We start from the raw sequence: 437 nt of genomic DNA, 5'->3' as shown, positions 1-437 counted from the left end.
TCTTCCATCAGTGCACGGAGTCCGACTTGAACAGGATGTTCGGGATCGGCTCGTCGGAATGCGAGGAGCAGTGCTGCGGGCCCATGTAGCCGGTGCGCTCCTCCTCGGGGAGGTTCTGCAGCTCCCAGGCGATCACCGCCTGCAGGCAGAGTTCCTTCTGCTCCTGGGTCAGCTTGCGGCCGTCCGGCCACTTGCCGATCTCGATGGCCAGCTTGAGGTTCTGGTAGATCTCAGGAGTGATGTTCTCGATCGCTTGATTGAAGGACGACATGGCCGGCTCCGGTGAAAAGGCGTACCGGCCATTCTACCGGGCCGGGGCCGGCGGCGCACATCGAAGCTGCCGCAGCCCCTCGCTCAACGGCGACGCCGCGCCAGCAGGCCGCCCAGCAAACCGCTGAGGCAACCGACCAACAGCCCGCCAACGTGCGCGCCGTTGG

The 437-nt window shown here is 65.4% G+C and carries 1 protein-coding gene; it reads right to left on the bottom strand.

Going from position 1 to position 437, the window contains the following annotated elements:
- Positions 1-7: 7 nt before the first annotated feature.
- Positions 8-271 carry a YeaC family protein gene (locus FLP08_RS17080; protein WP_003104989.1) on the bottom strand — a complete coding sequence of 88 codons (264 nt, stop codon included), beginning with the start codon at positions 269-271 and terminating at the stop codon, positions 8-10.
- Positions 272-437 lie beyond the last annotated feature (166 nt).

This window comes from Christiangramia aestuarii (genome assembly GCF_009735585.1).
GTDB classification, from domain to species: Bacteria; Bacteroidota; Bacteroidia; order Flavobacteriales; family Flavobacteriaceae; genus Christiangramia; species Christiangramia aestuarii.
The sequence above is the reverse complement of the archived record's forward strand: the minus strand, read 5'-3'. Positions and strand labels throughout refer to the sequence as shown.

What these genes read in the sequence shown, in the direction of transcription:
- FLP08_RS17080 (WP_003104989.1), bottom strand. Translation starts at nt 271, where the DNA reads ATGTCGTCCTTCAATCAAGCGATCGAGAACATCACTCCTGAGATCTAC.